Origin of the sequence: Flavobacterium daemonense, assembly GCF_007341385.1 — a bacterium.
GTDB classification, from domain to species: domain Bacteria; phylum Bacteroidota; class Bacteroidia; order Flavobacteriales; family Flavobacteriaceae; genus Flavobacterium; species Flavobacterium daemonense.
In genome coordinates, this window is record NZ_VJYD01000001.1 from 107,234 (window position 1) to 124,145 (window position 16,912).

Annotated in this window: 4 protein-coding genes; all 4 read right to left on the reverse strand. The window is 39.6% G+C overall.

Going from position 1 to position 16,912, the window contains the following annotated elements:
* Positions 1–26: 26 nt before the first annotated feature.
* The 4 genes from FND99_RS00475 to FND99_RS00490 all read right to left on the reverse strand — a co-directional run bounded on the left by FND99_RS00475 (position 27) and on the right by FND99_RS00490 (position 16,443).
* Positions 27–611, reverse strand: a complete 585-nt coding sequence (locus FND99_RS00475; RefSeq protein WP_246074140.1) for a hypothetical protein — start codon at positions 609–611, stop codon at positions 27–29.
* A gap of 150 nt (positions 612–761) precedes the next feature.
* A complete protein-coding gene (locus FND99_RS00480; protein ID WP_144336040.1) occupies positions 762–2,690 on the reverse strand; it encodes an OmpA family protein in 1,929 nt (642 codons plus the stop codon).
* A gap of 11 nt (positions 2,691–2,701) precedes the next feature.
* The gene (locus FND99_RS00485) at positions 2,702–3,625 is read right to left on the reverse strand and encodes a PorP/SprF family type IX secretion system membrane protein (RefSeq protein WP_144336041.1); all 924 of its coding nucleotides are present in this window, start codon (positions 3,623–3,625) and stop codon (positions 2,702–2,704) included.
* 20 nt (positions 3,626–3,645) lie between these two features.
* Complete coding sequence (locus FND99_RS00490; RefSeq protein ID WP_144336042.1) at positions 3,646–16,443, reverse strand: PKD domain-containing protein; 12,798 nt, start codon at positions 16,441–16,443, stop codon at positions 3,646–3,648.
* Positions 16,444–16,912 lie beyond the last annotated feature (469 nt).

Here is a 16,912-nt window from a genome sequence, read left to right on the forward strand (position 1 = left end):
TTTTTGTTTTCAATTACAATTTTTACTTATTCCTTATATAAAACAATAGTAGCTTTATAACCCGTTCCAACATTCCATTGGCTGGATTCAATCACAGTACCTTTATCGTCATAGACTTGGAATTCGGCAGTATTTGGCGAAGCTGAGCCTTCATTTAAAGCTTCAAAATCAATTTTGTTGATACCAGGAACCAATTCAATCTTAAAACCTTGGTATTCGCCTTTCATTGTAACTTCGGGCTCAATTACTTTATCGTTTACATATACTTTGATTTTATCGCCATCCACAAAAGCAGCGTCACGATAACGAATTGTTGAAGTAAATGTTGAGGTTTTAAAACTTCCCAAAAATTGATTTTGTCTGTAAAAAATGCCTTCTGTATTTGCCGGAGTTTTGTACAGATTAGTATTGCTGAACAATTCCTCAGGATTGATTTTTGAAGGATCTGGTTTTTCAACAGGCGCTGGCGGATTCACTTTTGGAGCTTCTTCTTTTGGCGGTACAACTTCTTTTGTTTTAGGAGTTTTCGCCGGAATTGGCTTGTATTTGTTATCCAGTTCTTTTTGCGCAAACCCTTCAATCGATGTCCCGATTGCAAGAAGTAAGAACAAAAACGTTATCCTATTTTTCAATTGTAATAAATGCATATATTCTTAAAATTAATTTGTTTATCTCTATATGTATAAACATTTAATTGTTGCATTTATTGCATTTACAACAAACTGAAAAAGATTTTACAAGTATTTTTTTGTTTCCAAAACCTACATTTTAGTAATAATAAATTCGCTTCGTCTGTTCATTTGATGTTGTGCTTCGGTACACGGAACGCCGTTTGAACAATCATTGATAAGCTGTGTTTCGCCATAACCAATAGCACTTTCAATACGTTCAGGAGCAATGCCTTGCGAAATAATGTAATCGCGTGTGGCTTTTGCTCTTCGGTCAGAAAGTTCGAGGTTGTATTGATCATTGGCACGAGAATCGGTGTGGGATTCAATTTTAATGACAACGCTAGGATATTGAGTCATTAAAAGGACCACTTTATTCAGCTCGATTGCGGCGTCATAGCGAACATCCGATTTATCGAGATCAAAAAATATAATTCCAATTTTGATTTTCAGCAAACCGTCTTTTCGTTCAATAAGAGCAGGATCAAGTCCAATAGGAACTTCGGTTATGCCCGAATTTTCAGGAGTAAGAATTGCTTTTGTACTGGTCGTAAAATTATCTTTTGCCGCTTCAATTGTATACGGCGTACGGCATTCAATGTTATCAGCAAATTCGAATTTTCCATCAATGCTGGAAACCGTTTCCTGCAGTTTTTGGTTATCACTATTTTTTAAAGTTACGATCGCTCCGGGAATATTTTTGTTCGAAATAGCATCAAAAACATAGCCGTTTATCGACTGAACGCAGCTTCTTTCAAAGGAATAAATATCGTCATCGCCTTTGCCTGTTTTTCTGTTTGAGCAAACAAAACCCTTATTGGTTTCTTCATTTACAATATAGCCAAAATCATCCATACTGCTGTTTAGCGGAGCACCGAGATTGACAGGTTCTTCAAAAACTTCATTGTTGAGTCGGCTTTCAAAAACATCAAGTCCGCCAAGACCTAAGAAACCATCAGAAGCAAAATAAAGGGCTTTATCGGTAATGAAAGGAAACATTTCGCGTCCGCTGGTATTTATTTTTTCTCCAAGATTTTTTGGATTCGAATATTGGTCATTTCCTAAAATATCAACCACAAAAATATCAGCAGAACCAATTGTGCCCGGCATATCAGAAACAAAATACAGTTTTTTTCCGTCTTTGCTCACCGTTGGCTGTCCAACGGAATAACTATCACTGTTAAAAGGCAATTCTTTTACATTTTCCCACTTCACAGATCCATTGCCATTTTCTACAGCAGTAGCCGAGTAAATTTTTAAATTATTAACGCCTTTGCTGTCTCTTTTTAGTTTTCCGTTGTAGTTGTTTCGGGTAAAATAAATGGTTTTTTCGTCAGGCGAAAATGCCACACAGGCTTCATGGTATTGCGTTGTGATTTCTTTTCCGAAACGTTCTTTAAAACTCACATTTGTCTGTTGCGGACTTATTTTTCCGAGCTGCATATTTAAATAAGGTTGATCATTCCATCCATATTTATTTGTTTTTAAATAGGAGGAATCAACTGTTGTGGAATACACCAAATCACCTTTGTAGAACATTGGTCCCATATCAGAGTAAGCCGAATTAATGTCGAGATTTTCAAGCAAAAACTGTGGTTTTAGCTTTTTGATGTCTTCGAGCGTTACAGTTTTAAGAGAGAAATTCTGACCTCTGGAATCGGATGTTTTTTGTTTTTCAGAAAAGTTTTTCATCCATTTTTTTGCCAATTCATAATTCTGAATTCCCTGCAAAGACTGCGCATATCGGAAATAATATTCGGCAGAAACTTCATTTGGATAATCAGACAGCAGTTTTTTGTAATATTTGCTGGCATTTTCCATTTGCGTATTGAAGTAATAAGCATCGCCGGCGCGCTGAAGCATTTCTTTAGAAACATCTCCGTCATTAATAGACATTTCATACGACTTTGCTGCATCTATATAATACATTTTATCAAAAAGAGCATCGGCCGTTTTGTTCTTCGTTTGCGAACAAACCAATTGAATGGCGAGCAAGACAAGTATAGTAATTCTTCTTTTCATAAAATACAGTATTAAAAGAATCGTGGAGATTTTAAACCTTTTTTGCGTGATACTAATTCAAATCGGAGCATGATTTCGTGCGTTCCGCTGTTATAATTCTGCAATGCGGTTGTGGTATAATCATAAGCGTAACCTACGGTGAACTGAGGTGCAATTTGCAATGCGGCCATAGCGCTCACAGAATCGGAAGTACGGTAGGAAACACCAAGCGTAATTACTTCACTAAACATAAAATTGGCTGAAAAATCTGCAATTAATGGCGCTCCAGATACATATTTAAGCAACATTGCCGGTTTGAATTTTGTATTTGGCGAAAGATCGAAAACAATACCTCCAATTAAGTACAAATGCATTCTTTCGTTTACAAGATCATCGGCGATGTCATCATAATTATAGCGTTCTCTGGTCAGAAAATTTGGAATTGATAATCCGATATAATCGCGTTCGCCATGCCAGTATAAACCAGCTCCAACTACGGGCACAAATTTATTGGTGATGTTGTCACGAAACTGTACATCAGGATCGCGGTGGCTTCCTTTTGTCCAGTCGATGTTTAAAACCCTTCCGCCGCCTTTTACACCAAAAGACAATTTATGGGTTTGTCCCGATTGAATGGTATAAGAGAAATTTCCATCAATATATTGTTCTTCAGAAGGACCGATCGATTCACTGACAACAGACAAACCAAGTCCGACATTTTTGGCAATTGGCGTGTCAAGCGAAAAAGACTGCGTAGTTGGCGCTCCGTCCAGACCGACCCATTGCGTTCTGTAGATTCCTCTTATGGCCAAATGTCCCAATGATCCTGCATAAGCCGAGTTTACCGTGAGTGTATTATACATATACTGCGTGTATTGCGGTTCCTGTTGTGCATAAGCACCAAAGACAGAAAGCGCTGAAATTATCGTAAAAATCTTTTTTATATACTTAATCATAGCCAATAATTTTGGTTATCCTAATTTTTTAAATAAACCCATCCAGAAGTTTTTTCAGAACCATCTCCAAGATCCAGAATGTAGAAATAGGTTCCTTCTGGAAGTGTTTTCGCAGATCCTTTTTCTTTACCGTCCCAAGTGTTGTCATATCCTTTTTTGAAGTAAACTATATTACCCCAACGATTAAATATGGATAGTTCATTATTTGGATACTGTGTAATACAATCGATATAGAAAGTATCGTTCTGACCATCATCATTTGGTGAAAATTCATTCCAGATTTTCAAACAACTCGGCTTAACAGTTGCACTGTCTTGATTGTTTGAAGGATTGGTATCAATTTGATCCATTGATGACAAGAAAGCAATGTTTAGATAATCGTTAACATCAACCACTTTTACTTTTAAAGTCAATGTTTGAATGCCTTTTGGCGCAACATTAGGAATTTTCCAAATTCCGGTTGATCCGTCATATGATCCAGCCGTTGCTGTGGCATTTTCTAATTGATATCCTTTTGGAAGAAGATCTTTTATCTCAACATTTGTTGCCGCTAGGTTTCCAAGGTTTTCGGCCGTAATAGTAAATACTACGCTGCTGTACATGGCAACATCTGTTTGGTCAACTTCTTTATTTATCGCAATATCCGTTGACGGAATGTTGATGAATTCTGAATCTTCGTCATCTTCGCTTTGATCGCCATTGTCATTATTTGGTTTACTGTCGGGATCAAATTGGTTCGAAGCTGTAACCTGCGCCATATTCACATAATCGGTATGTTCAAGTCCTTTAGGATTAGCAACTGTAACTTGATAAGTTAGCGTCACGCCACCAACAGGAACAGTAAGATTTGCCCATTTGATTGTATTATTGCTGAAAATTCCGCCGTTGCTGATGTTTGTAATATTGCGATAACCTAACGGAATTATATCATCAACATTAACTCCCGTTGCAACACTTGGACCTGCATTGTCGAGCTGTAACGTAAACGTTATCACTTCATTTACATTTGCATTTTTGTTGCTTACTGTTTTATCCAAACTTAAATCGGCAACCGCAACGTTGATATGAAGGCTCGCATAATCATCTTCGGTTACAACTCCATTATTAGGCGTTGAGTCTGGATCAGGCAAATTGCTGGCTATAATTTCAGTTGTATTCGTGTATTCATTCGCAGCTCCTGATGGCGGATTTACGGTTGTATAAATATCAAGCGATTCATCGTTGCCCGCAGTAACAATACCTACATTCCAAACACCAGTAATATAATTGTAAAGTCCGCTGGTAGGAGCGCTAGTTAAATATTTGAATCCCGGAGGAAGCAAATCTTTAACAGACACACCACTAGCATTTGCCGGCCCGTCATTTTTAACCGTAACGGTGAAAATAACAGTTGAACCTACATCATAAGTTGCATTAGCATTTAATGCCGTTTTAGTCAACGATAAGTCGGCCATTACAATTACTGGTGTAACCGAAATACTGTCATAATCATCCTCGGTCACAACTCCATTTCCTGGAGTACTGTCTGGATCATGCTGATCTGATGTCATGATTTCGGCAGTATTCAAGAATTCATTTGCCGTGCCAGTTGGCGCTTTTACAAAAGCATTAATCAATAACGTATGGCTGTTTCCTGGTAAAATTGGTCCCGGAGTCCATATTCCGGTTGCAGGATCGTAGCTTCCAGATGTTGAGTTGAAAAATGCATATTGATATCCAGAAGGCAGAACATCTTTAATGGTTACTCCAGTTGAAACACTTGGACCATCATTAGTTACCGTAATTGAAAACGCAATTGCAGAGCCAACAGCAGGAGTGAGGTTATTGCCCACGACATTTTTCTCTAAAGAAAGATCTGTTTCTGCTGGAACCGGAGTAATCAATACAGAATTCATATCATCTTCACCGGCAACATTATTGTTTGGTGTCGAATCTGGATCGGCTATATTTGATGAAAAGACCTCTGCAATATTATTGTAATTGCCAGTTATATTTACTTTGGCACCAATCAATAAAGATTCTGAAACTCCATTCGGAATTGTTCCAATGTCCCAAATTCCAGTCGTATTATGATATTGACCTTTAGTTGAGCTATAAACAACATATTCAAATCCGCTTGGAAGCAAATCTTTTACGCTTACTCCAGTCGCTGTTTGCGGACCGCTGTTTGTTACTATGATTTCAAAGGTAACAGTTGCGCCAAAAATCGGACTTAAATTTCCACCAATAACAGATTTAGTAAGCGATAAGTCGGCCATAGGAATAGTTGGGACAGTAGTCGCTGTTGCGTAATCATCTTCTGTCGTAATTCCATTGTTTGGCGTTGAATTTGGATCTGGCAGATTGCTCGCCGTTACTTCAGCAATATTAGTGTAATTGCCTGTAGCATTTACTGTTGCTGTTATTTGCAAAGTTTGAGAATCGCCATTTAGTAAAGAACCAATATTCCATCTTCCAGTTGTTCTGTTATATGTTCCTTTAGTAGCGCTGAAGCTGCCAAAAGTATATCCTGTCGGAAGCAAATCAGTAACGATTACGCCAGCCGTATTTTGAGGCCCGCTGTTTGTAATCACAACTTCAAAAGTAACTGTAGAACCAATTAGTGGTGTTGCATTATCTACCGTTTTAGTCAACGATAAATTAGCAGCCTGAGTGATAGGTACTGTCGTCGCAGTCGCATAATCATCTTCGGTTGTAACACCATTATTTGGCGCCGAATCAGGATCAGGAAGACCAGCCGCAGTAATTTCGGCTGCATTTACATAATTTCCTGTGAGATTAACGGTTGCGGCAATCTGTAAAGTTTCAGATTGTCCGTTAGTTAAGTTTCCAATCATCCATAATCCCGTTGTTGGATTATAAGTTCCTGTTGTTGCTGTAAATCCGTTGTAAGTGTATCCTGTCGGAAGCAAATCAGTAACTTGAACGCCTGTATTATCCTGCGGACCATTATTAGTAACTACAACTTGGAAAGTAACCTGAGCACCAACTAATGGAGTAGCATTGCTTACCGTTTTAGTCAATGATAAATCCGAACTTAGACTCGTTGGCGTTACAGTTGCAGTCGCATAATCGTCTTCCGTAGCAACGGCATTATTTGGTGTTGAATCTGGATCAGGAAGACCAGCTGCAGTTGCCTCAGCAATGTTTAGATAATTACCAGTTGGGTTTACAGTTCCTGTTATTTGCAAAGTTTCCGATTTCCCATTGATTAAATTTCCAATGTTCCATAATCCCGTTGTTGGATTATAAGTTCCTGTTGAAACTGTAAATCCGTTATAGGTGTATCCTGTCGGAAGCAAATCAGTCACTTGAACGCCTGTATTGTCTTGCGGACCATTATTAGTTGCCACAACTTCAAAAGTAACCTGAGCACCAACTAATGGCGTCGCATTATTTACTGTTTTAGTCAATGATAAATCTGAAGCCAAACTTGTTGGAGTCGTCGTTGCAGTCGCATAATCATCTTCCGTAGCAACGGCATTATTTGGCGTTGAATCTGGATCAGGAAGACCAGCTGCAGTTACCTCAGCAATGTTTAGATAATTACCAGTTGGGTTTACAGTTGCAGTAATTTGAAGCGTTTCAGTTTTTCCATTGGCTAAGTTTCCAATTACCCATAATCCCGTTGTTGTATCATAAGTTCCCGTTGTTGATGTAAATCCGTTAAAGGTGTATCCTGTCGGAAGCAAATCAGTAACTTGAACGCCCGTATTATCCTGCGGACCATTATTAGTCACCACAACTTGGAAAGTAACATGAGCCCCCACTAATGGAGTAGCATTATTCACTGTTTTAGTCAAAGATAAATCCGAAGCCAAGCTTATAGGCGTCGTGGTGGCTTCTGCATAATCATCTTCTGAATTTGGACCATTATTTGGAGTAGAGTCAAAATCATTTTCATCAGCTGCGGTGACTTCGGCACTATTTGTATAATTTCCAGTAGGATTAACTGTCGCTAAAATTTGCAAAGTTTCCGATTTTCCATTGACTATACTGCCAATATTCCATATTCCTGTAGTTGGATTATAAGTTCCATCTGATACCGTATAAGCATTAAATGTATAACCAGATGGTAATAAATCAGTTACTTGAACTCCGGTGTTATCAAGAGAACCATTGTTTGTCAATACAACTTCAAAAGTAACTATTGAACCTACTAATGGCGTTGTATTATTTACTTTTTTAGTCAATGATAAATCAGAATCAAAAAGAAGTCGTACTGCTACTACAGCATCTTTTGCATAATCATCTTCCGTTGTAACACCGTTATTTGGCGTTGAATCAGGGTCAGGAAGATCGGCGGCGGTAACTTCAGCAATATTAGTGTAGTCACCTCCGTCATTAATAATCGCTAAGACTTGTAAAGTCTCTGATTGGCCAGCTGGTAAATTCCCAATATTCCATAACCCTGTTGCTTGGTCATAAGTTCCTCTAGAATTTGTATAACTAGTGAAAGTATATCCAGAAGGAAGTAAATCTTTAACCTGAACACCAGTATTATTCTGCGGACCGTTATTAGTGATTACAATTTCAAAAGTAACAGGATCACCAATAACTTGGGTTGTGTTTTTAAATATTTTGGTTATCGATAAATCAGAACTTTGAGCCGTTGGAGTAACTGTAGCCGTAGCATAATCATCTTCGGTTGTAACACCATTATTTGGCGTAGAGTCAGGGTCATCAAAGTCTGCAGCCGTCACTTCAGCAACATTAACATAATTTCCAGTTCCATTTACAATTGCTGTTATTTGCAACGTTTCAGATTTGCCATTAGCAATGTCGCCAACAGTCCATATACCGGTTGCAGGTACATAAGTTCCTGTTGAAAGAGTATATCCTGAGAAAGTATAACCTGATGGAAGCAAATCGGTAACCTGAACATTTTTATTGTCATCTTTTCCGCCATTTGAAATCACAACTTCAAAAGTAACCTGAGAACCCACTAACGGAGTAGCATTATTTACTGTTTTAGTCAGAGATAAATCAGACACCGGAGGTGGAGGAGGCGTTTCTGCTCTAGTTCCTACTAATGCAGTTGCAAAATCATCTTCTAATATGGCTCCATTGTTTGGCGTTGAATCTGGATCAGGAAGATCTGCTGCAGTAACTTCGGCTCTATTAATAAAGTTTCCAATGGCATTGGCTATAGCCGAAATTTGCAAGCTTTCAGATTGTCCATTTCTTAAGTTTCCAATATTCCATAATCCAGTAGTTGCATTATAAGTTCCTGTTGAAACAGTGTATCTTGTAAAAGCAAAACCAGCAGGAAGCAAATCGGTTACTTGTACGCCAGTATTGTCCTGTGGACCACTATTGGTAACTATTAACTCAAATGTGATCTCTGTATTTACAATTGGATTAGAATCACTAACCGTTTTAGTCAATGACAAATCAGACTGAAGTGGAACAGGCGTAACAGTTGCCGATGCATAATCATCTTCTGTTGTGCTGCCGTTATTCGGAGTCGAATCTGGATCAGCAACACTGCTTGCGGTTACCTCAGCAAAATTAAGATAATCACCAGTCGGATTTACCGTTGCTGTGATCTGTAAAGTTTGAGAAGCGCCATTTGATAAATTTCCAATTGTCCATAATCCTGTTGCCGAATCGTAGCTTCCGGCTGTTGAACTGTAAGAAGCATAAGTATACCCGGTCGGAAGAAGATCTGTCACCGTTACACCACTAGTATCTTGAGGTCCAGCATTGCTTATCTGAACGCTGAAAATTACTTGCGAGCCTACGAGCGGAGTCGCATTGTTTACTGTTTTAGTTACAGATAAATCAGCTGATTGAGCAACAGGAACTGTTGATACAGTTGCATAATCATCTTCGGTGGTAACACCATTATTTGGAGTAGAATCAGAATCTGGCTGATCGCTGGCAGTTACTTCAGCAATGTTGGTATAATTGCCAGAAGCATTTACTGTTGCTCTAATTTGTATAGTAAACAGATCGTTTGCCTCCATTCTGTTTATATACCATTTCCCTAAAACAGGATCGTAAAGACCATCTGTTGCGCTATATGAAGAGTAGGTGTAACCAGATGGAAGTAAATCAGTAACTACTACGTTCTGTGTTTCAATTGGACCATCATTGTGTATTGCGATGGTAAAAGTGACTTGAGAGCCTACAACTGGTGTTGCATTATCGACAAGTTTAGTAATTGCTAAATCGGCTGTTAAATTAGGCGGAACAGGAACAGTCGTAGCTTCTGAATAATCATCCTCTGAAACATTTCCGTTTCCAGGCGTTGAATCGGGATCGAAGACATCACTAGATGTTATTTCGGCGCTATTTGTATAATTTCCTGTATTATTAACGGTAGCCGTAATCTGCAAGGATTCTACCTGATTGAGACCCATACTGCCTACATACCACAATCCAGTTAATTCATTATAAACTCCTGTTGTTGAGGTATAACTGTTGAAAGTATATCCAGACGGAAGCAAATCAGTAACGGTAACGCCTGTTGTATTTTGAGGTCCCTCGTTTGCGATCGCAATTTCAAATTTTACTTGTGTACCCATTATAGGGTTCGTATTATTTACTGTTTTAACCAAACTTAAATCAGCGGCTTGCTGTACAGGAACTGTGGTTGCCGTTGCATAATCATCTTCCGTAGCAATTCCGTTATTAGGAGTTGAATCAGGATCTGGGATATCGCTGCTGCTTACTTCGGCAACATTGGTATAATCTCCCGTCGGATTTACTTCTGCAATAATCTGCAAGGTTTCAGATTCGCTGCTTTGTAATATATCCAATGACCAAATACCTGTTGCGCTGTCATAAGTACCGCTGGTTGCATTGAAACTTCTAAAAGTATATCCAGAAGGAAGTAAATCGGTTACGGTTACATGCGCTGTATTTTGAGGTCCGCTGTTTGTTGTAATGATTTTAAAAGTTACCAAAGAACCCACTAATGGAGTCGCATTATCAACTGTTTTAGTCAATGACAAATCGGCTAGAGGAGAAATAGGGGTTGTTACCGCGTTATCTTCATCATCTTCGCTTTGGTCGCCGTCATCATTATTAGGAGCTGAATCAGGATCAGGAAGATCACTTGCTGTTACCTGTGCTGTATTAAGATAATTTCCTGTCGGAAGCACTTTGGCATCAAGAATCAATGATTCCGCTACTCCTACATCAACAGTTCCAACATTCCATACTCCGGTAGTTTCATTGTATAATCCCGCAGATGAACTGAAATTCACAAATTGATAACCCGATGGAAGCAGATCTGTCACTTGAACTCCTGTTGCATTATTTGGACCATCATTTTTGATAACAAGTTCAAAGGAAACTTGGCTTCCCACAACTGGACTCGTATTTCCTGCGACGACACTTTTAGTCAAAGACAAATCGGCTGTAGGGCCAATGAAAGTAAAAGGAGCATTCGATTCATCATCTTCACTTTGATCGCCATCATCATTGTTTGGCGTACTGTCAGGATCACGAAGATCACTGGCTGTAACTTGCGCAATATTCAAATAACCGCCTAACGGCGTTACGATTGCTTTAAAAGTTAAATTTAAAGTCGCTCCATTTGTTATGGTTAAATTTTGCCAAGTCAGATTAGCATTTGCAATATTATAAAAGCCTCCATTTGACACAGAGCCAGGAATCAAACTAAATCCAGGCGGAATAACATCTTGTACGCTAACTCCTGTTGAATTTCCGGGACCTTTATTAAGAACGGCAAGGGTGAAATTCACTTCATCTCCAGAAGCTCCTGTAGTTGGCGATACGGTTTTGGTTAATTCTAAATCGGCTGTTTTCAAAGTGATATTGGCACTTGCTTTATCATCTTCCGCTAATCCGTTGCCAGGCGTACTGTCTGGATCAAATTGATGCGAAGTTTGTACTTCGGCAGTATTTACATAATTCGCAGTGGTTGCTACATTTACTTTGGCAGTAATCTGCAAAGCAAGAGAGTTTCCGTTATTAAGATTGCCGATATTCCAAATACCAGTCGTATTATTATATTTTCCTCCGCCATTATCACTTACATATGTATAGCCGGGAGGCAAATGATCTGAAACTGTAACGCCAGTTGCATTATTTGGCCCACTGTTTGTAACTCTGATAGTGAAAATTACATTATCATTGATACTTACAGAAGTAGGGGAAACTGTTTTTTGAAGCGATAAATCGGCTGCATCAAGAATTACCGTAGCAGAATCTTGATCATCTTCAGAGGCAATCCCATTATTTGGTGCACTATCTGGGTCAAATTGATCAGAAGCAATAACTTCTGCAGAATTCACATAGGATCCTCCAGCTCGAATTGTAGCTTTAAAAGTCAGGTTCAAGATACTTCCACTCGGAATCGTAAGACCGGTCCAAGTAACAGTATTGTCTCCAACATTGTATTGTCCCGCAGAGTTTACAGATCCGGGTACAATTACAAATCCTTGCGGAATATAATCTCGTACGGCAACATTCGTCGCTGTAACAGTTCCGCCTTGAGAATTGTTATTATTGAAGACATTTATATTGAAGGTTACAACATCGCCAACACTTCCTGTAGTTGGTGTAACCGTTTTTGTCAATTCAAGATCGGCAACAGAAAGAATAGTAAGATTCATAGTATCTGTGGATGGTGCACAGTTTCCATTGTTGACATTCCATTGCAATGTATAAATTCCCGGTATGGTTCCGGTAACGGCAGTAGTTGGGCTCGAAGGATCTGTAAAACCTATCGTGCTAGGGCCCGAAACCTGAGTCCAAGAACCAGTACCAACAGTTGGCGCAACGGCATTTAAATTGATTGGCGTGAATTGTGGCACAATTTTATTTGGTCCCGCATCCGCTGTTGATGGATTTTGGTAGATGGTAACCAGAACTGTATCTTGTGAAGTACAGCCATTATTGCCAGGAGTCGTTGTTGTCCAACGAAATTCGTAAACGCCCGGAATAAGATTGAACATTAAAGAATTTCGAGTGTTTGGTGAGGCAATATTGGCAGTATTTGGTCCCGAAACCTGAGTCCATGTTCCTACTCCTGATGTAACTGGTACTGCATCCATTGTTGTACTTGTCACATTACACAATTCCTGATCTGGTCCTGCATTTGCAATAGAAGGAGGATCGGCATTAAATGTTATTGTAACAGTGTCTGATGATGGTTGACACAACGACGGATTTGTAAAAGGGCCATTCGTTACGGTCCATTGTAAAGTATAAGATCCTAAAACATTTATGTTAGATAATGTAGTAACCGGACTATTTGGATTGTCGATTACGGCACTTCCACCAGGTGGCTGCGATACAAATGTCCAAGTTCCAATACCAACTGTTGGCGGAACTGCGGCCGTTTTATACGTAGTCTGACAAGCAACAGTATCATCAGGCCCTGCATTTGCGGTACTTGGTGGCGCATTCATTTGAATACGAACAATATCCGACAGCGTTCGGCAATTATTGCTTTCAAACACCCATTCAAGAATATAAAGTCCGGGAACTGTCAAATTTGTAACCGTTGTCAATGGCGCCGATGGAGTAGTAATAACAGCGACACTTCCTGCGGGCTGATACACAAAGCGCCATTCAGCAGTTGTAACATCAGGAGGAGGAGTATTTCCGCTCATTGTCGTGGTTCCGCCAACGTCACTAATACATAAAGTTTGATCAGGTCCCGCATTTGGATCAATGCTTGCCCCGCTATAAATTGTAACATTTACATCATCTGATGTTCCAGGACAGGTGTTTCCACCTGAAGATGTTGCGGGAGTGGTAAAAGTGAAAACATAAGTATTTCCGGGCACGACCGTAGCATTTGCAATATAACTGTCTGCCGGCGATTGCGTAATGACTACATCATTGACATTGCCACTTGTGCTTTTAAGGGTCCAAGTTCCTTTTGAGTTTTCTCCTGCTTTAAGCTGTACGCTGGTAACGTCACAATTCGTTTGATCAGGACCAGCATCGGCCGCCGGATTTACAACTACTACCATATCATCAAAAGTGCCTTGGCACAAAAAGATGCTTTTTGCAGTGATTGTCCATCTAAAAGTATAAGTACCGGCAACAAGGCCCGTAATAAGCGTATTTGGATTAGAAGGATCAACAATCGTAGGCTGATTAGGAGCGCCAGTCAGTACAGACCATTGTCCGAGTTCAAAGAAGCTGTCATAGGTACTTCCGGCCATTGTAACTGTATTGTTGTTGCAAATATTTTGATCTGGTCCAGCCACTGCCTGATGAGGCGGAATTCCGATAGTTAAATTGATGTCATCAAATGCTTGACCGCAGACACTAGCATCTACCGTCCATCTAAAAATATAATATCCGCTATAATTAAAGGTAAAAACGGCGTGAGGATCGTGTATATCGCTTACAGTGTAATTTCCAACACCTGAAATTCTTGTCCAAGTTCCTACTGAACCTCCACTTTGCGTAGCAGCCATTGTAATTGTATTGCCGCAAATTTCTTGGTCGGGACCTGCATCTGCCACCGGAGGAGTTTCTGCCACCGTTACAGAAACACTGCTCTGACTCGGAATACAAGTTCGTATTCTGGCAATAATTGACCAAGTAAATACGTAGGTTCCGTTTCCGGGAACCGTAACCATTGTATTAGGGTCGTTTTCATCCGCGATCACAACTCCTGCAGACGGCACTACTGTCCATGTTCCTACATCTGTGATTCCGGGTGTATTACCGCTAAGGTTAAATGTGGTTGTACCCGAGGAATAACATGCATCGGGCCCTGCATCTGATTGCGTTGGAGCAAGAAGATTGCTGGTGTCTATGGTGACATTATCTGAAACAGCTCCACCACAAGAAGGGCCAGGATGTGTGTAGGTGACTGTCCATCGTAATTGATATGATGAATTTGTAGTCAAGAAACCAGTAGCAATGGCATTGGGATCATTGACATTTGAAAACACAACCGTATCAGGGCCCGAGACTTGGCTCCAAGTACCTATTTCGCCGGGATCTGGCTGGTTAGCCGAGAGCGGCACCTGAGAATTGGTACAAATTAATTGATCCGGTCCTGCATTTACATTCGTAATAGCACTATCAGAAACATAAACGGTAACAGTCGATACGGAAAATCCGCAGGTTGCTCCACCGCCCTTTGTAATATACTGAAATACATAAGTACCAGAAATAAGTCCGCTTACTTGTGTGTCAACAGCAAAATTATCGGCAATTACTGCTGTATTGGGCCCGCTGAGCTGACTCCAAAAATGCAAACCATCAGCTGTACTCACACCCGAAAGCATTGTTGAGGTATCACCGCAGGGCAAACTGACATCGGTTCCTGCGTTAGAAGGCGTCGGTTCACCGGAAACTAAAATATTTAAGGTATCAAAACCATAATCACATTCAACAGCTAATGATCCGGTTTGTCTTCTTATAAATTCTACCGTATAATCACCCGGTGCTGTAAGTGTCAAGGTCAAAGAATTGCCAACATCTTGCAAAGCTGTAGGGAATGGACCAAGCGGAGAAAGAGCAGGACCACTTACAATTCGGTATTGATTAGATCCTGTTCCTGTAACTGTCAGCGGAATTGTGAATACTGTTGCGTTACAGCTTCCCACAATATCATCGCCATTATTTGCTACTATGGTTCGGGTTGCGCCATTATATTGTACAATATAATCTTTAGTGAAAACGCAGCCCGTATTATTGTTGGTAAGCGTATAGCGGAAGCGGTATGGAGCTCCAGTTGAAGAAATACCAGTTACTAATGTTGTCGGGTTTGTTGGAGAATGGATAACAGCGCCCGCTCCGCCAGAAACTTGCGTCCAAAGAACTGTTTCACCTGCATATAAAGGCGTTTGTGCAACAAGAGTTACCTGATTTATGGTATTATCGCAAAAGAAAATATTTTCGTCTCCGCCCGGAAGTTGTGTTACATCCTGCGTTGCGGCTGGCACATTAATGACAACTAAATCATTGCCAGATGCGCAAGCACCAGTAACGGTCCATCTAAAAGTATACGTTCCTTGAACTAAATTAGAAATGCCTGTATTATTTGAATTGGGACTGGCAATTGTTGGTGTATTTGGCCCCGAAACAAATGTCCATGTTCCATTTTGACCATTAAGTCCGCAACCGCCATAGGTAGCGTTGAGGTTTGTTGATTGTGTAGTAGTATAACAATTGCTTAAAGTTTGGTCTGGACCAGCATTAACTGGTTTAACACCACCATAATTAGTAACTGTAATTTGAGAAGTTGTTCTACAACGTTGTCCCGGCGCAAATTCGGGACCTTCAATAACCCATTGCAGCGTTGTAACACCACAACTTGTGTCAGGTAAGGTAATTGTTGAGGTTGCCGAGTTTGGGAAATTGATGACTACTCCTGCATTATTTGCGCCCACTATTTCCCAATAACCATTTTCTCCAGTATTTTGAGGCGTGTTCCCAATAATTGCCAATGTACCGTTATTATTAGGACAGCTTGCAATATTTCCTCCTGCGTTGGCGATTGTTATAGGCTTAACATTGACCACTTTATCTTGATAGGACAAGATTCCATCAGTACAGGTGGCGCTGTATCTAAATGTATAAGTATTTCCACCGGTATACCCAGATATAGTAGTGCTAGGGCTTGTAGGAGAATTAATAACAACAGCAGGCCCTGAAATCTGTGTCCAATGCACAGTCCCTGTAATAGGAGAAGGAGTATTACCTGTCAAAACTAAAGCATCAGTTTCGCAAATTGTAACATTTAGCACTCCGGCATTTACAGTACAATTTTGGGCATTTAAGTTTACTGTACTTACGAGTATCAGAAGAATTGGCAAATACAGTTTTTTAAATAAATTGGTGACCGCAGAATAAAAATAAAATTGTGGCATAAGCAATCAGAATTTTAAAGGCGGCATAACGATATATGGCCACCTTAAATTATTAATTACGTTGTACGAATAAAATATTGAGCCGTATGATTTACAGCTTTGAGATTGAAATGTATTGGTGGGTATCCAAAGTTAAAAAAAGTAAAAGAGCAAACGGTCTCTTTTAATGTTTCAAATTATAAAATGAAACAATAAACTCGATGTTGCAACATGAAAAACGGCAATATTTTGCTCTTTTCTTAAATTTATGCATCCAATTGAGCTTTTTATTCAACAAAATCAGATGGCAGAAATATGCGTTCTGATTATGCTGAAATGTTAATTTTTTTATAAAAAAAGTCACTTAAAATTTAAAATTGAAAGAAAAAGCAACTGTTCAAATTTGATAGAAAAACATAAATAAAAGCAGTTTGAAGCAACGAATGTGAAGTGATTTTCCTTTAAGAAAAAAATAACAGCTGCAATTTCA

What these genes read in the sequence shown, in the direction of transcription:
- FND99_RS00485 (WP_144336041.1), bottom strand. Translation starts at nt 3,625, where the DNA reads ATGATTAAGTATATAAAAAAGATTTTTACGATAATTTCAGCGCTTTCT.
- FND99_RS00480 (WP_144336040.1), bottom strand. Translation starts at nt 2,690, where the DNA reads ATGAAAAGAAGAATTACTATACTTGTCTTGCTCGCCATTCAATTGGTT.
- FND99_RS00490 (WP_144336042.1), bottom strand. Translation starts at nt 16,443, where the DNA reads ATGCCACAATTTTATTTTTATTCTGCGGTCACCAATTTATTTAAAAAA.